This is a genomic window from Rasiella rasia, from assembly GCF_011044175.1.
GTDB classification, from domain to species: domain Bacteria; phylum Bacteroidota; class Bacteroidia; order Flavobacteriales; family Flavobacteriaceae; genus Marinirhabdus; species Marinirhabdus rasia.
Genome location: NZ_CP049057.1, coordinates 1,318,285 through 1,343,415, shown reverse-complemented (window position 1 = coordinate 1,343,415; position 25,131 = coordinate 1,318,285). Strand labels below are relative to the sequence as shown.

At 35.6% G+C, this 25,131-nt stretch carries 28 protein-coding genes; 18 read left to right on the top strand and 10 right to left on the bottom strand.

Translation table 11 applies throughout. The features are described 5' to 3' along the window. Positions 1-107 precede the first annotated feature (107 nt). The 8 genes from trpB to G5B37_RS06015 form a co-directional block, all read right to left on the bottom strand. On the bottom strand, positions 108-1,289 hold the full coding sequence (gene trpB, locus G5B37_RS06050) for a tryptophan synthase subunit beta (protein ID WP_164679162.1): 1,182 nt from the start codon (positions 1,287-1,289) through the stop codon (positions 108-110). Between the two features lie 4 nt (positions 1,290-1,293). Beyond that, the gene (locus G5B37_RS06045; protein ID WP_164679161.1) at positions 1,294-1,896 is read right to left on the bottom strand and encodes a phosphoribosylanthranilate isomerase; all 603 of its coding nucleotides are present in this window, start codon (positions 1,894-1,896) and stop codon (positions 1,294-1,296) included. Between the two features lie 17 nt (positions 1,897-1,913). Continuing rightward, positions 1,914-2,696 carry an indole-3-glycerol phosphate synthase TrpC gene (gene trpC / locus G5B37_RS06040; protein ID WP_164679160.1) on the bottom strand — a complete coding sequence of 261 codons (783 nt, stop codon included), beginning with the start codon at positions 2,694-2,696 and terminating at the stop codon, positions 1,914-1,916. Next, positions 2,696-3,697, bottom strand: coding sequence for an anthranilate phosphoribosyltransferase (gene trpD, locus G5B37_RS06035; protein ID WP_164679159.1), 1,002 nt, complete (start codon positions 3,695-3,697; stop codon positions 2,696-2,698). Before trpD ends, trpC begins: the two co-directional genes overlap by 1 nt. Positions 3,698-3,753: 56 nt before the next feature. Then, positions 3,754-4,320, bottom strand: coding sequence for an anthranilate synthase component II (locus G5B37_RS06030; protein ID WP_164679158.1), 567 nt, complete (start codon positions 4,318-4,320; stop codon positions 3,754-3,756). Between the two features lies 1 nt (position 4,321). Further along, positions 4,322-5,719, bottom strand: coding sequence for an anthranilate synthase component I family protein (locus tag G5B37_RS06025; protein ID WP_164679157.1), 1,398 nt, complete (start codon positions 5,717-5,719; stop codon positions 4,322-4,324). A 187-nt stretch (positions 5,720-5,906) separates the two neighbouring features. Continuing rightward, positions 5,907-6,470, bottom strand: a complete 564-nt coding sequence (locus tag G5B37_RS06020) for a YceI family protein (RefSeq protein ID WP_164679156.1) — start codon at positions 6,468-6,470, stop codon at positions 5,907-5,909. A gap of 23 nt (positions 6,471-6,493) precedes the next feature. Next, a complete protein-coding gene (locus tag G5B37_RS06015) occupies positions 6,494-6,946 on the bottom strand; it encodes a MarR family winged helix-turn-helix transcriptional regulator (RefSeq protein ID WP_164679155.1) in 453 nt (150 codons plus the stop codon). 121 nt (positions 6,947-7,067) lie between these two features. On the opposite strand from G5B37_RS06015, the gene G5B37_RS06010 reads away from it, so the two are divergent. From G5B37_RS06010 to G5B37_RS05990, 5 genes are all read left to right on the top strand, one after another. Then, positions 7,068-7,634, top strand: a complete 567-nt coding sequence (locus tag G5B37_RS06010; RefSeq protein WP_164679154.1) for a TlpA disulfide reductase family protein — start codon at positions 7,068-7,070, stop codon at positions 7,632-7,634. 9 nt (positions 7,635-7,643) lie between these two features. After that, entirely contained in the window at positions 7,644-8,342 is a 699-nt protein-coding gene (locus G5B37_RS06005) for a thioredoxin family protein (protein WP_164679153.1), read from the top strand. 79 nt (positions 8,343-8,421) lie between these two features. Next, the gene (locus tag G5B37_RS06000) at positions 8,422-8,733 is read left to right on the top strand and encodes a rhodanese-like domain-containing protein (RefSeq protein ID WP_164679152.1); all 312 of its coding nucleotides are present in this window, start codon (positions 8,422-8,424) and stop codon (positions 8,731-8,733) included. A 1-nt stretch (position 8,734) separates the two neighbouring features. Continuing rightward, positions 8,735-9,130 (top strand): rhodanese-like domain-containing protein, encoded by a 396-nt coding sequence (locus tag G5B37_RS05995; protein ID WP_164679151.1) that lies wholly within the window; start codon positions 8,735-8,737, stop codon positions 9,128-9,130. A 121-nt stretch (positions 9,131-9,251) separates the two neighbouring features. Further along, positions 9,252-9,632, top strand: coding sequence for a hypothetical protein (locus G5B37_RS05990; protein WP_164679150.1), 381 nt, complete (start codon positions 9,252-9,254; stop codon positions 9,630-9,632). Positions 9,633-9,695: 63 nt separating this feature from the next. Here G5B37_RS05990 and G5B37_RS05985 read toward each other — a convergent pair whose 3' ends face one another. Continuing rightward, positions 9,696-10,064 (bottom strand): winged helix-turn-helix transcriptional regulator, encoded by a 369-nt coding sequence (locus tag G5B37_RS05985; protein WP_318527368.1) that lies wholly within the window; start codon positions 10,062-10,064, stop codon positions 9,696-9,698. Positions 10,065-10,333: 269 nt separating this feature from the next. Between G5B37_RS05985 and nfsB the strand changes: the two genes are divergently transcribed. The 10 genes from nfsB to G5B37_RS05935 all read left to right on the top strand — a co-directional run bounded on the left by nfsB (position 10,334) and on the right by G5B37_RS05935 (position 19,427). Then, positions 10,334-10,993: an oxygen-insensitive NAD(P)H nitroreductase gene (gene nfsB, locus G5B37_RS05980; protein WP_164679149.1), complete on the top strand. Its 660-nt coding sequence runs from the start codon at positions 10,334-10,336 to the stop codon at positions 10,991-10,993. Positions 10,994-11,014: 21 nt separating this feature from the next. After that, complete coding sequence (locus tag G5B37_RS05975; RefSeq protein WP_164680892.1) at positions 11,015-12,022, top strand: zinc-binding alcohol dehydrogenase family protein; 1,008 nt, start codon at positions 11,015-11,017, stop codon at positions 12,020-12,022. An 11-nt stretch (positions 12,023-12,033) separates the two neighbouring features. Then, entirely contained in the window at positions 12,034-12,888 is an 855-nt protein-coding gene (locus tag G5B37_RS05970; RefSeq protein ID WP_164679148.1) for a DUF4437 domain-containing protein, read from the top strand. Between the two features lie 6 nt (positions 12,889-12,894). Next, a complete protein-coding gene (locus G5B37_RS05965; RefSeq protein ID WP_164679147.1) occupies positions 12,895-13,272 on the top strand; it encodes a nuclear transport factor 2 family protein in 378 nt (125 codons plus the stop codon). A gap of 51 nt (positions 13,273-13,323) precedes the next feature. Continuing rightward, the gene (locus G5B37_RS05960; protein WP_164679146.1) at positions 13,324-14,184 is read left to right on the top strand and encodes an AraC family transcriptional regulator; all 861 of its coding nucleotides are present in this window, start codon (positions 13,324-13,326) and stop codon (positions 14,182-14,184) included. Between the two features lie 124 nt (positions 14,185-14,308). Beyond that, entirely contained in the window at positions 14,309-15,154 is an 846-nt protein-coding gene (locus G5B37_RS05955; protein WP_164679145.1) for an enoyl-CoA hydratase/isomerase family protein, read from the top strand. 226 nt (positions 15,155-15,380) lie between these two features. Next, a complete protein-coding gene (locus G5B37_RS05950) occupies positions 15,381-16,367 on the top strand; it encodes a zinc-dependent alcohol dehydrogenase family protein (protein WP_164679144.1) in 987 nt (328 codons plus the stop codon). A gap of 182 nt (positions 16,368-16,549) precedes the next feature. Next, complete coding sequence (locus tag G5B37_RS05945) at positions 16,550-17,629, top strand: bestrophin family protein (protein ID WP_164679143.1); 1,080 nt, start codon at positions 16,550-16,552, stop codon at positions 17,627-17,629. Positions 17,630-17,644: 15 nt separating this feature from the next. Continuing rightward, complete coding sequence (locus tag G5B37_RS05940) at positions 17,645-18,622, top strand: LLM class oxidoreductase (protein ID WP_164679142.1); 978 nt, start codon at positions 17,645-17,647, stop codon at positions 18,620-18,622. Beyond that, entirely contained in the window at positions 18,615-19,427 is an 813-nt protein-coding gene (locus G5B37_RS05935; RefSeq protein WP_164679141.1) for an SDR family NAD(P)-dependent oxidoreductase, read from the top strand. The genes G5B37_RS05940 and G5B37_RS05935 overlap by 8 nt, the downstream gene beginning before the upstream one ends. A gap of 66 nt (positions 19,428-19,493) precedes the next feature. On the opposite strand, the gene G5B37_RS05930 is transcribed toward G5B37_RS05935, so the two are convergent. Continuing rightward, a complete protein-coding gene (locus G5B37_RS05930) occupies positions 19,494-20,105 on the bottom strand; it encodes a hypothetical protein (protein WP_164679140.1) in 612 nt (203 codons plus the stop codon). A gap of 217 nt (positions 20,106-20,322) precedes the next feature. Between G5B37_RS05930 and G5B37_RS05925 the strand changes: the two genes are divergently transcribed. The 3 genes from G5B37_RS05925 to G5B37_RS05915 are packed head-to-tail and all read left to right on the top strand — an operon-like array spanning position 20,323 to position 25,128. After that, positions 20,323-20,826: a GbsR/MarR family transcriptional regulator gene (locus G5B37_RS05925; protein ID WP_164679139.1), complete on the top strand. Its 504-nt coding sequence runs from the start codon at positions 20,323-20,325 to the stop codon at positions 20,824-20,826. Between the two features lie 13 nt (positions 20,827-20,839). Further along, the gene (locus G5B37_RS05920; RefSeq protein ID WP_164679138.1) at positions 20,840-21,970 is read left to right on the top strand and encodes an efflux RND transporter periplasmic adaptor subunit; all 1,131 of its coding nucleotides are present in this window, start codon (positions 20,840-20,842) and stop codon (positions 21,968-21,970) included. 20 nt (positions 21,971-21,990) lie between these two features. Next, positions 21,991-25,128 (top strand): efflux RND transporter permease subunit, encoded by a 3,138-nt coding sequence (locus G5B37_RS05915; protein WP_164679137.1) that lies wholly within the window; start codon positions 21,991-21,993, stop codon positions 25,126-25,128. Positions 25,129-25,131: the final 3 nt, after the last annotated feature.

Genomic DNA, 25,131 nt, shown 5'->3' with positions numbered 1-25,131 from the left:
GTGTTTTAGTTTCATGGTTTTATGTTTAAAAAAGCGACTGCCGATAGCCCGACCCGATTCTAAAAGGAGCTGTTGTTGATTTCCTATAGCGCGTAGAGGGGCTCGCCCTAAAAGTTAAAATAATTGATATAGGTGTTTAAATCTTTGTCGCCACGACCACTTAAATTAACTACAACGACGTCATCTTTTTTAAACTTTTTTGTTTCAAAAATAGCCAGAGCGTGACTGGTTTCTATAGCGGGGATGATACCCTCAAGTTTGCTAAGCAAGAGGCCGGCCTGCATGGCATCATGGTCTGTGACCGAAATAAATTCACCCCGACCGCTGGTAAAAAGATGTGCGTGCATAGGTCCTACGCCTGGATAATCTAATCCTGCCGAAATACTGTATGGTTCTGTAATTTGTCCGTCGGGAGTTTGCATTAATAGTGTTTTGCTACCGTGAATTATACCCGTTTTGCCCAGTGCAGAAGTTGCAGCGCTTTTTCCAGTAGCAATGCCCTTACCAGCCGCTTCTACAGCAATAATTTTTACATCAGGATTGTCTAAATAGTGATAATAAGCACCTGCTGCGTTACTACCTCCGCCCACACAAGCAACAACGTAATCTGGCGCATTTCTTTGTTCTTTTTCGAGTAGCTGTGTCGAAATTTCTTGAGAAATCACACTTTGAAATCGTGCCACCATGTCTGGATAGGGGTGAGGTCCCACCACACTTCCGATAATATAATGAGTGTTGGTTGGGTTGTTAATCCAATCTCGGATGGCCTCGTTTGTAGCATCCTTTAACGTTTTGCTTCCACTTGTTGCAGGAACGACATTAGCGCCTAGCATTTTCATTCTGGCAACGTTAGGTGCTTGTCGTTCAATATCTATTTCACCCATGTAAACAATACATTCTAACCCCATGAGCGCACATACGGTTGCTGTAGCTACTCCGTGTTGCCCGGCACCGGTTTCGGCTATGATCCGCGATTTACCTAACTTTTTTGCCATTAAAATCTGCCCAATTGTGTTGTTAACCTTGTGCGCACCCGTGTGACATAAATCTTCTCTTTTTAGATAAATTTTGGCGTTGTACTTGTCTGACAAACGCTTTGCGAAATACAGTGGGGTTGGTCTACCTACATAGTCACGTAATAGTTCTGAGAACTCTTTTTGAAACGAGGCTTCTTGCATTATTGTGATGTATCGAGTACGTAACGCTTCTACGTTAGGGTAGAGCATCTCTGGTATGTATGCTCCTCCAAATTCGCCATAGTATCCTTTTTCGTTTACGTTGTACGTCATAGCATTATAGTTTAGATGTTAATGTGGTCATGAATTTTTTGAGTGGTACGATGTCTTTTAGCCCAGGTTTTGTTTCAAACTTGCTATTTACATCTACGGCCATTATGGGTACTTTGGTTTTTGCTATTTTTTTTACTGCTGAAATTTCCTCTAATCCAATTCCTCCACTTAGAATGATGGGAAGAGAAGAGGGGTATCTGTTTAATATGCTCCAGTTAAAAGTGATCCCGTTGCCTCCTTTTTCTTTCCCTTTTGTGTCGAAAAGGAAGGCGTTAACAACTTCCTCATACGGTCGTAATTTTGAAAAATCGAATGTATTTTTTATCGAGAACACCTTCCAAAGTTCGCTTTTGGGTGATAAAGTAGCTCTAATTTCACTGCAATATGCAGGGCTCTCATCGCCGTGTAATTGAATTATATCTAAGTTGTAGGTTACTGCTTTTGCTACAACAAAGTCTATGGAGGCATCTACAAAAACTCCTACCTTTTTTATGTTTTTAGGTAGTTCAGGAATGTCGCCACTAAAGTTACGCTGGCTACGCTCATAAAAAATAAAGCCGAGATAGTCTGGCTGAAGTTGTGCAACTTCAGAGGTGTTATATTTCATACCGCACACCTTCACCTTCATTGTAATTGATTTAAAAATTGTGCGGCACTTTTTCCTGGATTTTCTGTTTTCATAAAGGTTTCACCAATTAGGAAACCTTGATAGCCAACGGTTTTTAATTCTTTTATAGCCGAAACAGTACTAATACCACTCTCTGAGATTTTTACAAAATCGTCAGGTATTACAGACGCTAATTGTTTGCTAGCGTCTAAAGAGGTTTTAAATGTTTTAAGATTCCTATTGTTTACTCCTAACATGTCTACGGTTGGTAATAACGACTTGCGTAACTCCTCGTCATTATGAACTTCTAATAGAACATCCAGTTGCAACGATTTTGCCAAGCTCGAAAACTCTTTGAGTTGTTGTACTGTTAAACAGGCAGCAATTAATAAAATGGCATCTGCTCCATAGGCCTTTGCCTCATGAATTTGGTAAGGGTCTATAATAAATTCTTTACGTAATAAAGGCATGGCAACAGCTGTTCGTGCCATGGCTAGATCGTCTATAGATCCGCCAAAAAAAGTCGTATCTGTAAGTACAGACATTCCACTAACTCCGGCATTTTCATAACCAGTTGCCACATCTGGCACTTGTACAGCGTTATTTATATTTTGTTTGCTAGGCGAACGGCGTTTATGCTCGGCTATGATACCCGTAGAAGAGGTTTTTATAGCCCGTGCTAGAGACGTTGTTTCTCGTTGATACCAGTTGGATTTTTGCAGCAATGCAACTGGAAAAGCTTCTTGTTTTGCTGAAACTTCTTTTATTTTATAAGCGGTTATTTTTTCTAGTATGGTCACTACTTTGCTTTTTTACTTAGATCTTGAAGTTTTTTGAGAGCATTGTTTGCTTTTCCAGATGCTAACGATTCTTTTGCTTTTTGAAAACCTTCTTCAATGCTACATTGATTAACGACAGAAATTGCAAGTCCGGCATTTGCACAAACTACATTATTTTGTGCTTTGGTACCTTTATTGTTTAAGATTTGCTGAAATATCTTAGCCGAGGCTTCTATTGTTTCTCCTCCATAAATTTCGTTCGCTTTTATTTTACTTACTCCAAAAGTCTCTGTAGTAAGAATTGTTTCTGTGCGGTTAGATATCATTTTAACCGGCCCCGTTAGCGCGATTTCATCATAACCATCCATAGCATGTATGATGGCATAGTTTTTTACACCTTTTTGATATAAATACCCATACTTTCTTGCAAGCTCTAAGTTAAATACACCCACCAATTGATTTTTCGGAAATGCAGGATTTACCATTGGGCCCAACATATTAAAGAAGGTTTTAACACCTAGCTCTCTGCGTATAGGGGCCACATTTTTCATAGCTGGGTGAAAAAGGGGCGCATGTAATATGCAGATTCCAGCCTCATCTAAGCATTTTTTCAGGAAATCGGCATTGCTGCTAAACGTAATTCCTAACTTTTCCATAACATTACTACTACCACTAATAGATGATACTCCATAGTTTCCGTGTTTTGTTACATGAACACCAGCCCCAGCCGTTACAAAAGAAGCTAAAGTAGAGATGTTAAAGGTGTTTTTTCCGTCGCCTCCTGTTCCGCAAAGGTCTATTGTGTTGTAGTCATTAAAGGGAATGGCAAGACATAATTCTAACAGTGCATCGCGAAAACCTTCTAATTCTTCAATAGAAACACTTCGCATCATAAATACCGTTAAGAATGCGGCTATCTGACTGTTATTATATTTTCCTTCACTTATATTAACCAAAACGGTACTCGCTTCTTGTTTTGTGAGTTGTTCGTGATTAATAAGTCTGTTCAATATTTTTTTCAATTGTCGTAATTTAAGGGACTCTGACTTGAGCGATTTTTGTGTTGATTAGGTGGTTTTTAGCTATGAATCCAATTTTGAATCATTTGTTTACCTTTTGGAGTTAGGACACTTTCAGGATGAAATTGAACACCTCTGACGTCTAATTCTCTATGTCGAAGCGACATTATTTGTCCGTTCTCATCTGTGGAGGTAATTTCGAGACTCTCAGGAAAATTGTTGGTTGCAACCACCCACGAATGGTATCTTCCAATTTCTATAGGGGTTTCAATATTTTTGAAAAGCGGTTCGTCTTTAACAGTTAGATTTGCTTTTGTAGCAACACCATGAAATACGTTGCTTAAGTTAATAATGGTGCCACCAAAGACTTCTGCTATAGCTTGTTGCCCAAGGCAAACACCAAGAATTGGCTTTTTGCCAGCATAGGTAGTTATTACTTTTTTGAGTAACCCCGCTTCATCGGGAATACCAGGGCCTGGTGATAAGAGAATCTTGTCGAAGTTCGCTAGTTCTTCAATTAAAAACCGATCGTTACGAAAAACAGTTACGTCGCATTCAAATTCTTCTAAATAGTGTACTAAATTATACACAAAGCTGTCGTAATTATCTATGACTACAATTTTCATTTTATATTTCTTCTGCGAGTTCTAGTGCTTTAGTCAAAGCACCTAATTTATTATATACTTCTTGTAATTCTTTTTCGGGATTACTTTCTGAAACTACCCCAGCGCCTGCTTGGTAGTGTAGCGTATGATTTTTGCTTACAAAAGAACGAATAATGATAGCATGGTTATAGTTGCCATTAAAATCCATAAAACCAATAGCGCCGCCATAAAATTCTCTGTTTGTATTTTCATACTTTTCAAGAAGTTGCATGGCTTTGTGCTTAGGAGCCCCACTTAGGGTACCCGCGGGAAATGTATCTGCAACCACTTGCATGGTACTAGTTTTTTCATTTTTTGTTGCGGTAACCTTACTGACTAAATGTAGCACATGTGAAAAATATTGGACTTCGCGATACGTTTCAACTTTTACATTACTTCCGTGTCTGCTTAAATCGTTTCTAGCCAAATCTACCAACATCACATGTTCGCTATTTTCCTTGTCGTCTTCAGATAGTTGCTTTGCTAAAATGGCATCTTGCTCATCGTTTCCAGTTCGTTTAAAAGTGCCCGCAATTGGATGTATCTCTGCAATGTTGTCTTGTACCACAAGCTGTGCTTCTGGTGAGCTACCAAATATTTTAAACTTTCCGTAGTCAAAATAAAACAAATAGGGCGAAGGATTTACACTTCTTAAGGCTCTATACACGTTAAACTCATCTCCTGTAAATGTTTGCGAAAAGCGCTTGCTTGGCACAATTTGAAACACATCGCCTCGAGCACAGTGCGCCTTACAAGTTTTAACTAAGTCTATAAATGCTTGGTCTTTAAGGTTGGTTGTGGGTGTTCCGGCTCTTTTAAATGGGTATTCGGCAAAATCTTTCGACTTTAATAACAGTTCAATTTCTGAAATGTTTGAGCTGTTTTCATGGCAATGTGCAAAAATATAGGCTTCATTATTGAAGTGATTAATGGCAATAATATTTTGATACACCGCATAATACAGGTCTGGAATGTTTAGCGATGCTTTGGTTTTGTTAATTGGGATGTTATCGAAATAGCGTACGGCGTCATACGCTGTATAGCCAAAGATGCCATTATTAATGAACTTAAAATGCGTATCTGATGTTGCCTTAAAACTACTACTGAAATTTTCTAAAGCACTTACAACGTTTAGTTTTTTGGTAGAAGCTTCTATAGTTCTGCCATCTGGAAATGTTTGTGTTATTACTTCATTAACTACCTGGAATGTTGCGATTGGGTTACAACAAATATAGCTGAAGCTGTTGTCGTTAGCATGGTAATCACTACTTTCTAAAAGCAGACTGTTGGGAAATTTGTCCCGTAGCCTGAGGTATACAGACACTGGTGTTAAGGTGTCGGCAAGTAACTTTTTTGAGTATGTTGTTATTGTATACGGCATTAGTTGTTCTTCTTAAAATATAGCATAAAAAAAGGCTTATCGTGATGATAAGCCTTTATATGAGTATTACATACGCTGGTTAGTTCACGACGTTTGACGTAAATTTTTCCACCACCATGTATGTACGTTGTTATTCATAATTTGGTTCAAATATAGAAATGAAAATTTAATTTCGAGCAACAATTGTTTAAAATTTCAGCATTACATCAATTGTAAATTTGTCTGAAATAGCATTGTCGCCTAAGTTGTCTGCGAAACTTCCAGAACCATAGCGTACGCCAAATTTAGTTCGGTCGATTTTAAAACTGGTTTGTGCTGCGCTTTCACCCATTTCTAAGTCGAATGATATGGCTTCGGTTTGACCTTTTATGGTAATATCTGCGATAACTTCATAGGTGTTTCTGTCTTTTGTTGCATTTTTAATAACAAGTGTTGCGGTTGGAAAATTGTCAACACCAAAGAAATCGGCACTTTTAAGATGTCCTTCCAACTTGCCTTTGCTTTCTCCTTCTAGGTCTGTTACATTAATTGTGGTCATGTCTACTACAAACATCCCACCCACAAGATTGTCTCCTTCCATTTCAAGGTATCCTTCTTTTAATTGAATGGTCCCGGTGTGCGAACCAAGAATCTTTTTTCCTTTCCATTCAATAGAACTCTTTATAATGTCTATTTTCTTTTTTACGGGTGTTGTAAATGCAGAGGTTAGTGCAACTATTGCTACTAATACAGTTAATTTTAGCGTTTTCATGATTATTTATTTATTATTAAGGTTTATGATCTTAGTTTATCTAATAATGTATTTAAGGTTCCTAGTTCTGTTTTGGTGAGATTGCTTACACTTCTTTTGTTTTTCTCTGTAACAATTGGATCGAGTGTTTTTAAAAGTTGCAGGCCGTCTTCGGTAATGAAAATTTCTATTTTTCTTCGATTATTAGCACATACTTGTCGAACGACCCATCCTTTTTTTAGAAGTTTATCTACAAGACGGGTTGTATTGCTATTTCTGTCTATCATTCGTTCTTGTAAGGTAGAGAGATTAGCAGGTTTGCCACGTTGACCTCTTAAAATTCGAAGCACATTAAACTGTTGGGTGGACAGATCGTACTCTTTTAGAAAAGTTTTAAAAGGTTCTTCTAAAGACCTGCTGGTGTATGCTATGTTGATAACCGTTTTAGCGGCTAACTCCATAACCCCCGTTGCTTTTATTTCTTCTTCTATTCTCATTAATGTATTTACAACATTTGTATATACAAATATAATTATATTTTTATTACGATCATTATTTTATCATTTATTTAACATGGCTACGTAGGTGAGGGACCACTGTATACATTACTTTTAAATTATGAAAATTATAATTGCATTCATCAGTTGTCTTTTACTTATATCCTGCGGAGAAGCTGATTCAAAAAAGGTTGAGACTATAGATAGTACAGAGATAGTTGCTGCGTCAATAGATGTAGAAAATGCCTCCCAAAAGGATTTTTCAGACAAACTACCGATTATAGATTTTAAGGAGTTTGAAACTACATATTTGAAAGCAACCGATACAGAAATGACTTATGTGCTTAATTTTTGGGCTACATGGTGTAAGCCGTGTGTAAAAGAGCTACCATATTTTGAAGAACTTAACGCTACTTATAAGGACAAAAATGTTAGCGTTGTATTGGTAAGTCTAGATTTTCCAGAAAATATTGAGAAACAGGTTTTACCTTTTATTGAAAAGCACCAATTAAAAAGTGAGGTAGTATTGTTGGATGACCCTGATGCTAATAGCTGGATTCCGAAGGTTAGCAAGGAATGGAGTGGAGCAATTCCAGCTACCATTATAGTAAAAGGAGATCAGTATAAATTCTACGAACAGTCTTTTACCTATTCAGAATTAGAAACAGAACTTAAATTAATCTTATAAAATAGAATCATGAAAACACAAATTTTTAAAATCGTATTACCGCTTTTTTGTATTGCAGTTTTAGCTAGCTGTCAAGAAAAAGTGTCTACAACAGCTGTAGAGAACGTTGAGACAACTAAAGAAGTTGCATTGGCAGACACCAAGGAGGTTCCTGTAAAGACTAAGGGGTATGGAATTGGAGATGTTGCTGCAGACTTCAAACTAAAAGATGTTGACGGCAAGATGGTATCATTAAGTGATTACAAAGATGCCAAAGGTTTTATTGTTATTTTTACCTGTAATACGTGTCCATTTGCTGTCGCTAGTGAAGAACGAATTGTTGCGCTAGACACTGAATATAAGGCAAAAGGTTATCCAGTTATTGCTATTAATCCAAACGACCCAGAGGTACAGCCAGACGATACCTATGAGTTAATGCAAGCAAAGGCGAAAGAAGCCGGATTTACGTTCCCTTATTTATACGATTCTTCTAACAGTGTCTATGCTACCTACGGAGCAACAAAGACACCACACATTTATTTACTTAATAAAGAAGACAAAGGAAACGTAGTGAAGTATATTGGAGCTATAGATGACAATGTTCGAAATGGAGATGCTGTAAAAGATCGTTTCTTGGCTAATGCGATCAACGAATTATTGGCAGGCAAGGAAATTTCAGTAAAAGAAACGAAAGCAATTGGTTGTTCAGTAAAACAAAAGAAGGCATAATTGTAACATTAGTTTAATAAATGAGTCTGCTATAGTACCTAACTGTAGCAGATTTTTTATTTTTACTAAAAATTATTCTATGCAAGACCTAACGCAAACGCAATGGCAAGAAAAAGTCAAAGAAGATAACAACGCCGTTGTTATAGACGTTCGTACTCCTCATGAAATTGAAGAGGGAATGATTCCTCATGCCACTCATTTAGATATTCAGAATGCGCCTACTTTTATGCAAGGTGCTCAAGAACTAGATAAATCTAAGAACTATTATGTGTATTGTCGTTCTGGCGGGCGCAGTGCTCAGGCATGTATGATTTTAGAATCAATGGGCTTTTCTAACACCTACAATCTATTAGGTGGTTTTTCTGAATGGACAGGAGATAAAACGCACTAGTATGAAGTATAAAATTCTCATCGTAGGTATTATACTAGCTAGTTTAGTTTCCTGCACGCACACTCCCGAAAAGGTTCAAGAAGTTAGCGCTCAGGACGTATATAATGCTGTTTACAAAAAGTCGAACCAAGGATTACAAGTATTGGATGTTAGAACACCAGAAGAATATGGAGTATCACACTTAAAAGATGCCCAGAATATTTGTGTAACAGAGAACGACTTTAAAGAAAAAGTTGAAGGCTTAGATAAAGAAAAGCCCGTTTATGTTTATTGCAAAAAAGGGGGGCGAAGCGCTCGAGCAGCTAAAATTCTAGTTGAAATGGGCTTTAAAGAAGTATACGATTTACAGGGGGGTATCACGGCATGGGAGTCTGAAGGTCTGGAAACCAGCGAATAAGGATTCTTAAAAATCTTAACATACTGACACTAGTACCGTTAAATCGAAGCCAACATTCTGGCGTTTAACGAAATCTTCACAATTGGTAGGTTATCTTGGTGTAATTATTAAAAATTACGCTATGACAAATCAGCACCAAATAGTTCAGGACGAAATGAGAAAACTAATCTCAAAAAGTTGTGTGTTTACTGAAAATTTAAGTAGAGACTACTACGGCTTTCAAAAATCACTTCTCAAATTTTATTTTGGAGCCATAGACGTTACGATAGATTTCGACCAACAGACAATTTTGTTGTGGAATTCACAACCTAGAAATACAGATAATTATAGGTTATACGATTGCGGAGATGCGGTTGCAGCTAGGGTTTCGTACAGTAACCTAGAAGAAACTCTTAAGGGTTGCCTAGAAGAAGGAGAAACACAAGCTAGATTCTATAAAACCATGTTGTTTCACTACAACAATCATACAGATGACAGTAATGTGATGTCTGTAAGTGCTTAAGTGTTTTATATGTCGAAAAAATCTTAACCCAAATACTGCGCTCTATTCTTGAGAAGTATTATTTCACTCAATCGTTTCACCCTTCTTATCGGCTACAATTTTCCCCCAATTTGCGATTGCAATTAATACAGGCTCCAAACTTTCTCCAAACGGAGTGAGTGCATATTCTACCTTTAAAGGTGGTTTTTTTGTATAGACCTTTCTGGTAATAAGGCCGTCTTTTTCCAATTGTTTAAGTTGTAGGCTCAACGTTCTTTCTGTAATGGTAGAAATTAATTTGTAAAGCTCATTATAGCGTTTTTTTCCACCCACTAAATAGATTAAAATAACACTTTTCCACTTACCACCTATTAATTCCATAGCAATACTTGTAGTACACGAAAACGTTTTGTCATTGTATTTTATCAATCTTTTTTTATGCTGAATCTCCATATATAATCTTTGTTATGATATCAAAGTTACTATACTATCATAAGGTATACAACTATACTTTTTATAGTAAATTTAACATTGTTATAAAACATTGTAAATCAGATTTATAGGAGCGTTCGATTTAGAATTTGGATACTATCCTTTTTGACCGTTATTGTGAAGATTTATCACTATACATACTTTTGGCACTATACAATTGATAGTATTAAGTTAACACCGTGTAATTTTTTCAATTATTAATTATAATCAACATAAAAGAAATATATCAAATGAATTTAACTGAAACACTAAACTGGAGATACACTACTAAAGAATTTGACCCAACAAAAAGCATCTCCGATGCAGACATGGCTCAAATCAAAAATTTATTGAGAATGAGTCCGTCGAGTGTAAACTTGCAACCATGGCATTTTATCATTGCAGAAACGAAAGAGGGAAAAGAGCGAATTGCGAAAGGAACCCAAGGTTTTTTCAGTTTTAATGAACCGAAAGTAACAAATGCCGCTGCAGTAGTGTTGTTTTGTTCAAAAATTGATGCAAATGAAGCGTACATAAAACATATTGCAGATACTGAAGATAGTGATGGAAGATTCCCAAATGAGGATGTGAAGAACGGATTTTTAGGTGCTGCTAAAACATTTTCGGGTATCCATAAATACGAGTTAAAAGACCTTCAGCATTGGTTAGAAAAGCAAGTATACCTTAATATAGGTAATTTTTTATTGGGTGTTGCAAGTCTACAAATTGATGCAACGCCTATGGAAGGAATTGACGTAAAAGCATTAGATGAAGAATTTGAATTAAGAGAAAATGGATATACAGCCCTGGTTGCTGTGTCTTTAGGATATAGAGCTGAATCTGATTTTAATTCAACTGAAAAGACACCAAAATCTAGATTAGCAGAAAGTGAAATCTTTACGGTGATATAACGATCAAAATCTAAAGTTATGATGAATGCAATAGGGTATAAAGAGAATTTGCCAATTGAAAATGCAAAGTCCCTTCAAGATGTACAATTGGAAATACCAAGGGCAACGGGGAGGGATATTTTAGTTGAGATAAAAGCCATTTCGGTTAATCCAGCAGATTATAAAGTACGCCTTGGAATGCCAGTTGATGGAGACAATTGGAAAGTAATAGGATGGGACGCCACCGGAATTGTTAAGGATGTTGGTGATAAAGTCACACTCTTTAAGGCGGGAGATGAGGTGTATTACGCGGGAGATTTTACACGCCAAGGAAGTTATGCGCAATATCAGATAGTTGATGAGCGTATTGTAGGTAAAAAGCCATCTAGTTTGTCGTATGCTGAAGCGGCAGCCTTGCCTTTAACAACACTCACGGCTTGGGAAATGTTATTCGATAGACTAGACGTTAATAAAAGTAACAACAACAAATCTATTCTAATAATAGGCGCAGCTGGTGGAGTTGGATCTATTATGGTACAATTGGTTAAAAAATTAACGAATCTAAAAATAATAGGCACGGCCTCTCGCAAGGAAACTTCGACTTGGTTACAAGATTTAGGAGTAGATAGGGTTATTAATCATCGAAATAAGCTTAGTGAAGAGCTTGACAAAAATAATTTGCCAGCGCCAGATTATGTTGTGAGCTTGAATGCAACAGAACATCATATAGATGAGATTGTAAAACTTATTAAACCCCAAGGAAAATTTGGTTTTATAGACGACCCTAAATCGATAAACATAATGCCCTTTAAAAGCAAAGCAGTTTCAATTCACATTGAGTTAATGTTTACGCGTTCTATGTTTCAAACTGCAGATATGATTGAGCAACATAACATATTGAATAAGGCTTCAGAGTTAATAGATAACGGAACGATTAAAACCACACTAGGTGATAATTTTGGAATTATTAACGCTGAAAACTTACGTAAAGCGCACGCTTTTTTAGAAACGGGAAAGGCAAAAGGGAAAATAGTATTAGAAGGATTTTAATAGTAAATAATATGAAGAAAAAAGTTATAATTTATTTAGCAATATTATTCAGTTTTTATGCAAGTGCTCAAACTTCTAAAATAGATAATTCACTATCTAAGAATGAGGTTGTAACGGTACAAGATGTAGCGTGGGGATGGTTAAACCCCTTGCGTGGTGATAAAAGTCCTGCTGCTGGAAAACTTTGGGGTGATAGAACAGATACGTTAGCTTCTGGTTTTTTAGTTAAATTTAAGAAGGGGTTTTCTTCCCCTCCTCATATTCATAATGTCACCTATCGAGGAGTTGTAATAACAGGATTGCTGCACAATGACGATGAAAATGCAGAAGAGATGTGGTTGCCAGCAGGTTCTTTCTGGCAACAGCCAGCAGGCGAGGCACATATAACGGCTGCTTTGTCAAACAACAATATGGCTTATATAGAAATTCAAGAAGGACCATATTTAGTGAAACCAACCGAAGAAGCTTTCGATAATGGCGAACGTCCTGTTAATGTCGATTCATCGAATATTGTCTGGCTAAACGCTTCAGATATTACTTGGGTTACAGACAAAAGTAATGTGCAGACTGCATTTTTATGGGGAAGTCATGCCAAAGGAGATTTAAATGCAAGTATGCTAAAACTTCCCGTTGGTTTTAATGGCCAAATCCAAAATTTAAGTCCTAACTTTAGAGCAGTTGTTATTCAAGGAACATTAGAGCATCAAGTTTCAGATAACAAGAATATACATACTTTAGAGGCAGGAAGCTATTTTGGCGCCGCACAAAATTCAACGCATAAAATTTCAGTAAAAAACAATCAAGAAGTGCTAGTTTATATACGAACAAATGGAAAATTTGTAGTCAGTACTTTAAAGAACAAGTAAGGTGTTATGAATCAAGAACAGAATAAACAAAATGCTATTTCTTTTTACAAAATGGCTTTCGAGGGTAACCCGAAAAAAGCAGTTGCATTGTATGTGGGTGATGAGTATATCCAACATAACCCTGCAGTTGCTAGTGGTACGAAAGGTTTTATTGATTATTTTGAACGTATGCAGAACGAATACCCAGACAAGTCTATAAACTTTGTAAGAAGTGTAGCCGAAGGTAATTTGGTGGCCTTACACACGCACCAGATCTGGCCTGACAATGACGAGTATATTACAATGGATTTCTTTGGGTTTGATGAAAAGGGTAAAATATGCGAGCATTGGGATTCTATTCAACAAATTCCGCAAACATCGGCAAATAAAAACACAATGTATTAAATTGTGCTCGTAGTTATTTCTCAAGAAATACAATGAATCACAACAGCTACTATGCCAAGAACGATAATTGAAAATATTGTTATTCAAGAGTACAAAAATCAATCGTTTTTTGAGTTTTGTAAATACACAACTATTCGCTTTTTCGAAATTTTATATTTTGAGAAAGGTACAGGTACGCTAAAAATAAATGGTAATACTGTTACCTACGCACCCAATAGTATTTTTGTATTCATACCAGATGATGTTTATATCGTTAATGCAGAAACAGCCACAAGTACTGTAACTATAAAGTTTCTGAAAAGTTTTTTTAGGAATACCCACATACAAAATACAACACTACCTGTAAATGACTGGTTTCGTAAAATTGAAGAAATTTTACACAGTGAGAGTCATCAGTTACGCGAAATGCAGTTTGAATCTCAACACGATAAGATGCATTTAACGTCTCTTATCAACATGGTAGCTGCAGAATATAACGAAAAACAGACATTCGATATTTTTATTATTCAAAATTCCTTATCGGTAATCTTACATCTAATAGCTAGAAACATTCAGTACATTAATACCGATTCTATAAAGAAGGTAAAGTCTTCAAGAATTCAGCAAATTATTAATTATATACATGCTAACATTTATAATTCAGAACTATTATCTACAAAAAATTTAGCTGAAAAATTTTATATGGCAGATAATTACATTAGCGAGTACTTTAAAAAACATACAGATGTTTCTCTAAAAAAGTATATAATTAACTATAAATTGAAACTCGTTGAAACACGTTTGAAATATACCGACTTGCAATATTCTGAAATTGCTAATGAACTTGGTTTTACAGATTCAAGCCACTTAAATAAAACATTTAAAACTTATAAGGGCACAAGCTTAAGTGCTTTTAAAGAAAGTTTAGCCTAAGTTTTTACTTTTTACCTTTTTTTATACTATTTGTACGTTGTTTTCTACCAAACTCATCGATGATACCTCCTTTAAATTTGTAGTGTAATTAAACACAACAAATAACAATTTAAATATCGATGGTATGAACTACAAGAACTTTCAGACATTTACAGCAACACAAAAAGGAGCAATTTTAACGGTAGATATCAATTTTGGACCAGTGAATGTTCAAGGGCAAGAAATGCTTGCCGATTTGAGCAGTTTGTGTTTACGATTGGAGCGAGACCGAAGCATTAAAGTGGTGGTTTTTGAATCATCTAATGCTGGCTATTGGGTATGCCACTACGATACAGACCTACTCAAAGATTTATCTACAGAGGCACTGCCCCGAAACGAAGTACAATTATTAGACTTACAATCTGTATTAGAAAGGTTAAGTAATGTACCCCAAGCAACCATCGCAAAAATTGAAGGTTTTGCGCGTGGAGGTGGGCATGAAATGGCACTGGCTTTAGATATGCGTTTTGCAGCTAGAGGAAAAGCAAAATTCATGCAGATGGAAGTAGGCATGGGAATTTTGCCTTGTGGAGGAGGTGCCTCTCGTATGGCTAGACAAGCAGGATTAGGTAAAGCTTTAGAAATTATTCTGGGAGCGAGAGATTGGGATGCCGATGAAGCTGAAAAATTTGGAACCATTAATAAAGCATTAGATGCCGATAAAATAGGCCCTTATGTAGATGCCCTGGCAGAACGTATTTCTAAGTTTCCAGCAGAATCTATTGCGGCATGTAAACGGGCTGTTTATGCATCTATAGATTTGCCAATCAAAGAAGCACTGCGAGAAGAAGCGTATCAATTATTCCAAGCAACCAGCAAGACACCAGCCGTAAAACGTTTTCAATACGCCAATGACAATGGTGCCCAATTTGATCATGAAAATCAGAAAAACTGGGAACAGATGGTTATTGACATTCAAGAAGTGAATTAAATTGAAGTTGATAAAAACAGAATAAAAGGCACAGTCAGTTCTGAATTTATTTCCGACGGGATTATAGATAACATAAAACAACACAATATTTCATACCATTTTTTATTCCTCTTTAGGAATCAAAAAATAGTATACAGCGAAGTAAATATGGATACGTTATACGTAAAGTAAGTATTCGTAGATTAAATTTTCAGTAATAAAAATTTTAAAAAAGAAAAAGATAGATATGAAAGCAATGCTTATTAATAACTATGGTAAAAATGCAAAATTCGAAATTTCAGAAATAGAAAAACCAGAAGTACGAGCAAATCACGTTCTAATAAAAATAGCAGCATCTAGTGTAAATACAATTGACACGATGATAAAAAATATGGGTCCAGATTTACCATTATCACCAGCAGCACCGGCCTTATTAGGAATGGATTTTTCAGGAACGATTGAAGCTCTTGGAGAAGGCGTAGAAACTTATAATGTTGGTGACGAGGTGTACGGTTGTGCGGGTGGACTTGGAGATTTGCCAGGGACTTTGACAGAATACATTGTAGCAGATAGCAATTTAATTGGTCACAAACCAAAAGACTTGACGATGCGAGAAACTGCGGCTTTGCCTTTGGTAGGTATTACAGCTTACGAAGGATTAACAAGAGCAGGAATAACGGCTGGGCAAAAAGTTTTAATTCATGGTGGATCAGGGGGTGTTGGTCACTTAGCTGTTCAGTTAGCTATGTATTTTGGCGCAGAAGTTTTTGCCACAGGAACTGGAGAAAAACAAAAAAGTAGTGTCGAAAATTTAGGAGCCACTTTTATAGATTATACAACAGAAAAGGTTAGCGAATACACCGAAAAATATACAGGTGGAGCAGGTTTTGACGTGGTTTTTGATACTGTGGGAGGTGCAAACTTGAATAACTCTATTGAAGCTGTGGCCTTAAACGGACATATTTCAACTACGGTATCTCTGTGCGAATTAGATTTAACACCGCTACATTTTAAAGGCGCCTCTCTACACGTAGTCTTTATGTTAATACCTATGTTACACAATTTTAGAAGATCACAACATGCTGACATTTTGAAATACTTAGCTGAAATTTCAAACGAGGGAAAATTAACACCAATACTTGATGAAAATTATTTTTCACTTGAAGAAGTTGGTAAAGCATACGCGCACTTAGAAAGTGGAGAAGCCATTGGCAAAGTGGTAGTAGCTAATTAGCGTTTGAATTGTAGAGAAATCTATAGTTATAAAATGCCTCGTTATGGAGGCATTTTATGTTTCTGAAAATAAACCTTGAAATTTACCTAACAAGCCATTTTTACTACTAAAACAACTAGTATATAGAACTTAAATTTGTTTCATAGATATGTATTACAATCAGAACTTATTAAACCAAAAGCATGTACACCAAACCTAAATATCCAATTATTGTCGTATTTAAATGGACCAGGCGATATATTTATATATTCTTTTTAACAGCTCTTATTCCTGTATTGCTGTATGAAGCTTTTGGTCTTAAATGGCTAAACCTTCCATGGCAGCCAATAGGTTTGATAGGTACGGCATTGGCATTTATTACGGGCTTTAAAAATAATGCGTCTTATGATAGACAATGGGAGGCTCGAAAAATATATGGCGGAATTGTGAATGCCTCAAGGCTTTTTGCAGCTATGGTAAATGATTTTATAACGAATGAGTTTGCTATAGATAATCGTACAGATCAAGAATTATTTCAGATTAGAAAAGCAATGATTTTACGTCATGTTTCTTGGATGACTTCATTAAGGCATGCGCTTCGTCAAAAGAAAACATGGGAAACTGCCAAGACCAATAAATCTGATCGGGAGCATATGAAATCAATAAAGGTTTTGGAGTTTGAAAATTCCTTATCAGAAGAATTAGAGGGCTATTTATCTAAAACTGAAAAAAAATATGTACTTAACAAAACGAACAAGCAAACGGCTGCCTTAAATCTGCAATCTAGACATATAGGAAAGCTTAAGGCCAAAGGCTTAATAGATAATTTTAGACATATGGAGTTTAACAAAATGATTGGTGAATTATTTACACTTCAAGGAAAAGCTGAGCGCATAAAGAATTTTCCATATCCAAGACAATTCGCCACCTTAAACTCGTACTTTATTTGGATTTTTATAATTATTATGCCATTTGGTCTTATGCGTCAATTTGATTTAACGGGTCAGTCTCTGGTAGATTTAGGGGCTCCTAATTTAATTTTTGATTTAATAGCAGAGAATTTTGTTTGGTTAACTATTCCGTTTAGTGTAATTATTTCTTGGATCTTTTTCTCAATGGAACGTGTAGGTGATACTTCAGAAAATCCATTTGAAGGCATGGGGAATGATGTCCCAATTTCAACCATTTCAAGAGGTATAGAAATAGATATTCGAGAAATGATAGAAGATGATGCTACTGTTATTCCAAATCCGCTTCCCGAATATGCAAATACTCAGATGTAAATTATAGAAAGCAAGATGATGAGATTTGAAAATATAAATATGGCCTACAACTCAGTTTTTAAAGAAAATGAATTGAGTGTTGGAGTGGTTGTGCCAATTGAAAGATATGCAAGAGGTCCAGAACCAACCATGCAAGACCATTTGCAACGAGTTAAACAAGTGGAATCCTTAGGTTTTAAATCAATTTGGATTCGAGACATTCCTTTTAATGTACCTAATTTTGGTGATGTCGGCCAAACGTTTGATCCGTTTACCTATTTAGGTTTTTTGGCTGGTCAAACATCCAAAATTGCTCTAGGTATTTCTAGTATTGCCTTGCCATTGCATCATCCTTTACATGTGGCAAAATCGGCAGCAAGTATTGACAAGCTATCAAATGGAAGATTGCTTTTAGGTGTAGCTTCAGGAGATCGTATTGATGAATATCCGGCAATGGGAATTTCTTATGAAAATAGAGGGGAGCTCTTCAGAGAATCTTTTGAATATATCAGAAAAGTACAGGCTAGTTTTCCAACTATCAAAACCGAGAACTATGGAAGTTTAAATGGAAACATAGATATGTTACCAAAACCAACCGCAAATAAAATTCCGATGTTAATGACAGGAAGTAGTAGGCAATCTTTAGAGTGGAATGCTAAAAACTTAGATGGTTGGATGAATTATCCGCGAGATTTATATAATCAAAATATTACAATAAAAAATTATAGAGATTTAGTGGCACAAACACATGAATTTGATAAGCCGTTTATGCAGCCAATTTATTTAGATCTAATGAATGATCCAAATGCAAAACCCCAACCTATTCAATTGGGTTTTAAACTAGGAATAAATTATTTAACCAATTATTTAGATAAATTACGAAGTATTGGTGTAAACCATTTAGCATTGAATCTACGTTTCAATTCCATGAACATGGATAAAGCCTTAGAGCAAATATCAAAGCAGGTATTGCCAGAATTTCATTTAAAAGAAAAAATTAATTGCAATGAATAAAACAGTTATAATTACGGGAAGTACTGACGGAATTGGCAAACTTACTGCCTTGAAATTGGCGAAAGATGGTCACAAAGTGTATGTTCATGGTAGAAGTGAAGTAAAAGTTAGCAAGGTTGTAGAAGAAATTCAAAATGCCACAAACAACCAGAATGTAAAAGGTTTGGTAGCTGATTTTTCAGATTTACAGGCAGTCTCTAATTTGGTTAATCAGATTAAAGAGGAAAATAGCTCTATTGATATTCTAATTAATAACGCAGGGGTTTTGAAAAGCCAAACTTCGCAAAATAGAAGCGGTTTAGATATAAGAATAACTGTAAATTACTTAGCACCTTATATACTAACTAATGGAATTCTGTCTACTATTAAAAAGGCCGATGCTCCAAGGATAATTAATTTAAGTTCAGCCGCTCAAGCTCCAGTTTCTGAAGCTGTTCTCATAGGAAAAGAACAAGTTTCAGATAATAATAGCTATGCGCAAAGTAAATTGGCGCTAACAATGTGGAGCTTTAGGTTAGCACAAGAGGAACCAAATATCACAACTATAGCTGTGAATCCAGGCTCTTTGTTAAATACGAAAATGGCAAACGAAGCATACGGTCAGCATTGGTCCCCAGCAGAAAAGGGGGTTAATATTATTTACGATTTAGCAACTTCAGAAAGATATAAAAACGATTCTGGTAAGTACTTTGATAATGACAAAGGAGATCCACAGGGGCAATTTTCACCAGCATATATAGATGCTTATAACGAAGCAAAAATTATTGAGCTGATAGAAATTACAGATAAAATACTTGATAGATAGTATAAAATTCGTCGCTAGATTCTAGATAGTCCAATATACTTTTGTATGCATTAAGCTTTAAAAAGACTATCTACTCTTAAAAAGTTTTTTTATAGCATTTAGAAATTTATTTTCCAATTTGTCAAAAGATTTTGGGTTGGTAGCTTTAAGTGTAGCTGTTGCAATTGGCTTATCTTCTGAAGATACAGCAATATCATAAACAGCCGCTTCTATGGTATAAGTTGTTATTTGAGTTTTGTCGTACTCTAGATTTTCTTCAGTGTCGCTGTGCAACCTTAAAGGCTCTAGAGAATTCATATAATTATGTAATGATTTTGTAAGCACAGTATCGACTGTCATAGATTTTTGAGATGCGAATAATACCTTATCTATATCTTTCTTTTTACACTGTAGTATGAAATCTTTAATTTCTTCTTGTGAATGACTTTCTTTATATTCAATATCAGGGAAAACTTCATGCATCTTAAAGGGAGTAATACCATTTTCACGTAAAACTACTGCCATTTTATCTTCAAATCGATTCTGAAGTGCTGTATCTTCCGTATTAGCAAAAACCAACATACGGTCTAATTGTAGTTCTCTAAACTCTTGTGAAATATATTGTGAAGGAATTGTTTTTGTTGTTGAGCAACTTATACAAACAAAAAATATTAAGAGTAAATAGCTAGGAATTTTCATAGAATTAATTTTAAGCAAGATACTAAAAATCCGTTTTTAAAACGAAGCACTCCTCCTCTCAGAGCGATAAAAACAACCCATAAAGTTACTGACTGCAGAAATTTAACAAACTTTAACTTCGTTTAGTTCGGTTTGTTCCGAACCAATATATATATTTGCCTAGAATTTTATTATTAACCTGCTATTGGTTTTAAATAAGCATTGAAAAATAAGAAGCATGGATGAGAATATTTGTAAAGAAAAAATGGCTTTAGTTGAAAAACTAGGCGTGCATTTAGAAAATAGAGAAAACTTGGCTCCTGTGGCTGCCCGTATTATGGCGTATGTAATTCTTAAGGGTAAAGAAGGAACTACATTTGAAGAAATGGTTACTATCCTTTGTGCAAGCAAAAGCACTATTTCAACTCATCTCAACCACCTACAAGATTTGAAAAAGTTGGAATACTTTACAAAAACTGGAGATCGAAAAAAATATTTTGTTATAAACAAAGATTCTGTTGTTCAACATATAGATAATATCATTCGAGAATGGCTTGAAATTCGAGGATTGCATCTAGAAATTAGAGCTTATAAAGAGACAATAAACATTAAAAAAGCAGAAAATCAAGAAGAAAAATTTGACTTAGATTTTCACAACGACTATATAAAATTTATAGACGGAGCAATCACTTCTATTGAAGAATTAAGAACAAAAATTAAAAACAGAAAATTCAATCTGTAAAATACAAATTAGAATGAAAAAGAACCTATTAAAATTAGCATTCGCACTAAGTTTATCCTTAGTTGTGGTAAGCTGTGGAAACAGCGATCAGAGTCAAACACCTGCAGAAGCACCGCTAGCAACTTTTCCTGTTACTCAAATACAAAGTAAAACTGTTACTGGATACAATGAATATCCTGTTACTATTGAAGGTATAGTAAATAGTGATGTTAGAGCAAAAACATCTGGATATGTTGAAAAAGTGTTTGTAGATGAAGGAGAAAAAGTACGTAAAGGACAAGTATTATTTAAATTAGAAACACAGTCTTTAAGTCAAGATGCTGGGGCTGCAAAAGCATTGGTTAATGTAGCACAAGTAGAAGTAGATAAATTAATTCCACTTGTGAAAAAAAATATAATCAGCGCCGTTCAATTAGAAACTGCTAAAGCAAATTTAGAACAAGCCAAAGCCAATTATAGTAGCGTTACTGCCAACATTAGTTATGCAACTATCAAAAGTCCGATAGATGGATACGTGGGATCAATTAATTTTAGAGAAGGCGCACTAATAAGTCCTAATGATACTACACCTTTAACAACGGTAAGTGAAATTGACCAAGTTTATGCGTTTTTTAGTTTTAATGAAGCTCAATACATAGATCATTTGCAAAAATCTGAAGGGCAAAATAAGGCAGAGCGTATTAAAAACTCACCAGATTTAAGTTTGGTTTTAGCTAATGGAAAAATTTATTCTGAAAAAGGACGAATTCAAACCAGTACTGGCCAAATAAATCAAAACACTGGAACCATACAGATAAGAGCTGCATTTGACAATCCAAATGAAATTTTAACAAACGGAAATAGTGGTAAAATAAGATTTCCTATAGAGTATAAAGATGCTATAGTGGTTCCCCAATCTGCAACCTTTGAGCAACAAGGAAATATTATGATTTTCAAACTAACGGAGAACAATAAAGTTGAGACTTCAATCATTCAAATACAAGGTACAGTAGACAACTTATACGTTGTTGAATCTGGATTAGATATAAACGACAAAATTGTTATATCTGGCGTCGGTAAATTAAGAAGTGGAATGGCAATTTCACCACAAGAAAGGTCCTTTGAGGATGCCATCACACCTGTCGCAACTTTATTCAAAAATTAGATAACCCAAAAAATATAGCCATGTTAAAAACATTTATTGAAAGACCAGTTCTTTCAACGGTAATCTCTATTATCATAGTTATACTGGGGGTAATTAGTATATCTACCTTACCTATAGAAGAATACCCAGATATAGCACCACCAACAATTCAAGTATCAGCTTCATATCCTGGGGCCAATGCAGAGACAGTATTAGAGAGTGTTATTGTACCAATTGAAGAACAAATTAATGGAGTAGAGGGCATGACCTACATAACTTCTACTGCTTCAAATAATGGTACTGCTACTATCACAGTTTATTTCGACCAAGAAATGGACGCTGATATTGCAGCTGTTAATGTTCAAAATCGTGTTTCTAGAGCAAATTCCTTATTGCCACAAGAGGTAATTCAAACTGGTGTAACTACTCAGAAACAAGAGACAAGTGCGCTAATGTTTATCTCTATGTATACTGAAAGTGAAGACTACGACGCTACATTTATTCAGAATTATTTAAAAATCAATGTAATACCAGCCATGAAGCGTATTGATGGTGTTGGAGATGTAAGTGTCTTCTCGCAGCAAGATTACGCAATGCGTATTTGGTTAAAACCAGATAAATTAGCTGCTTATAACTTAATACCATCTGATATTACTGCTGCGTTACAAGAACAAAATTTAGAGGCAGCGGCTGGTTCATTGGGCGAGAATAATGGAGAATCTTTCTCTTATACTTTAACATATAGTGGTCGCTTTAAAACCGAAACACAGTACAGCGATATTGTAATTAAAGCTTTAGGTAATGGAGAATTTTTGCGATTAAAAGACGTGGCAACCATCGAGTTAGATGCGCAGTCATATTCATCTAACGCTATGAGCTTAGGTAACCCAGCTGTATTTATGGGGATATTTCAGACCAAAGGTTCTAACGCACAAGAGATTATAGAGAATATTAAGGCTACACTAGAATTGGTTAAAAAAGATCTTCCAGAGGGGTTGGATATTTTTGTGCCTTATGACACCAGTTTGTTCTTGGATGCATCTATAGACAAGGTTATTACTACACTGTTAGAAGCCTTTTTACTCGTTTTTTTAGTAGTATTTCTATTCTTACAAGATTTTAGGTCGACGTTAATCCCGGCGATTGCTGTTCCGGTTTCTATTGTCGGTACCTTCTTTTTTCTGAGTGTTTTTGGCTATTCCATTAATCTTTTAACACTATTTGCCTTAGTACTCGCCATTGGTATTGTAGTTGATGATGCCATTGTAGTTGTGGAAGCTGTTCATGCCAAAATGGATGAAGGCGAAAAAAACCCTAAAGATGCAACGTTATCAGCGATGAACGAAATATCTGGAGCCATCATCTCTATTACGTTGGTAATGGCAGCGGTGTTTGTTCCGGTTACCTTTGTAACAGGCCCAACAGGAGTGTTTTACGAGCAATTTGGTATTACTTTAATTATTGCGATTTTAATTTCAGCAGTAAATGCATTAACCTTAAGTCCAGCGCTATGTGCCTTGTTGTTAAAGCCACATAAGGAAGATGAGGAATTAAAGGGTAAAAATCCATTACAACGTTTTTTCACCTTGTTCAATCGTGGTTTTAATGCTACAGTACATAGATATGGTAAATCCCTTCAGTTTTTATACAAAAGAAAAATTGTATCTGTTTTATTACTTGTAATTGCTATTGTAGGAATATTCTGGGCGGCAAATACTACCCCTACAGGGTTCGTGCCTGACGAGGATAGAGGAATTATATTCGCAAATATCGAATTACCCCCGGGTTCTTCACTAGATAGAACAGATGCTGTGACGAAAGATTTATTCGCTAAAGTAGATGGTATGGAAGGTATTAATGCGATAAACTTTATTAAAGGTACAAGTTTAATTAGCGGAGCGGGTAGCAATTTTGCTTTTGGCGTTATTAAATTGGATAACTGGGAAGCGCGTGAAGATGAAGCTGTTTCAGTACAAGCTATTACAGGGAAATTGTTTGGAATCGCAGCAGCAATTCCGGAAGCAAATATTATTTTCTTTTCACCACCAAGTATCAGAGGTTTTGGTAATTCAGCCGGTTTTGAAGTAAACTTACTTGACAAGTTTGGCGGGGAATTTTCAGATTTAGACCAAGCAAATAAAGATTTCTCTATGGCTTTAATGAGCCATCCAGAAATTAAATATGCAACGTCTTCTTTTAATACAAATTACCCGCAATATGAAATGGAAGTTAATGTGCCCCTAGCAAAAGAAAAGGGTGTTCCTATTACTAGTATTTTTTCAACGCTCCAAGGATATATAGGAGGTGTTTACGCTTCAGATTTCTCAAGATTTGGAAAACAATTTAGAGTGTATATACAATCACTGCCAGAAGATAGAGCAGGTGTTGATGACCTAAATAGCATGTATGTGAGAACAGATTCTGGAGAAATGACCCCAATAACGCAGTTCGTAAAATTAGAACGTGTTTATGGCCCGCAATCGGTAACACGTTTTAACTTGTTTAATTCTACAAGTATTACAGGGGCAACAAATGACGGTTATAGTACTGGAGATGCTATTCGAGTTATTGAAGAAGAGGTAGCAAAGCTGCCAAGTAATTATACAGTTGCCTATTCTGGTTTAACGCGAGAAGAGGTGAATGCAGGTGATCAAACAACCTTCATTTTTATATTGAGTATTCTATTTGTGTATTTCTTACTAAGTGCACAATACGAAAGTTATTTATTGCCATTTGCAGTGATATTATCATTACCATTTGGCGTGTTTGGCGCGTATATAAGCACAAAATTTGCAGGATTAGAAAATAACATTTACTTCCAAATTGCTCTCATTATGCTTATTGGTTTATTAGCTAAAAATGCCATTCTAATTGTAGAATTCGCATTGCAAAGGCGAAAGAATGGAGAAAGCATTGTAGATGCAGCAATTCATGGAGCCAAATCCCGTTTGCGCCCCATATTAATGACCTCTTTTGCTTTTATTTTAGGATTGATGCCTTTAGTACTTGCAAATGGTGTTGGAGCAGAAGGAAACAATGCAATAGGTACAGGTGCAGTGGGAGGAATGTTAATCGGAACCATTTTAGGTGTCTTTGTCATTCCAATCTTATTTATATTATTTCAGTGGTTGCAAGAAAAAATCTCTCGTAAACCAGCAGTTAAAACTATTGAAGCATAAGAA